The 235-nt window shown below is 60.0% G+C and carries 1 pseudogene; it reads left to right on the forward strand.

What is annotated here, in order from left to right:
- Positions 1-235: pseudogene (locus tag ACTHSP_RS24135) on the forward strand (amidase); the annotation flags it as partial.

Raw genomic sequence — 235 nt, forward strand, 5'->3', positions numbered from 1 at the left:
GCCATGCGCATGCTGTTTGGCACGCTGCGCTTGGGTTTTCTGTTGAAAAACAACCCGATTTTAGAAAAAGAAGCCGCCGCCCCGCTGCAATACGTCGGTTATACGTCGCCGCTGAACATTAGCGGCAACCCCGCCATGAGTGTGCCGCTATACCGGCATAACGGGCTGCCCGTCGGCACCCAGTTCGACGCCGCACACGGACGCGAAGACACGCTGCATAGCCTCGCCGCGCAGT

This window comes from Neisseria sp. P0001.S005 (assembly GCF_051963715.1).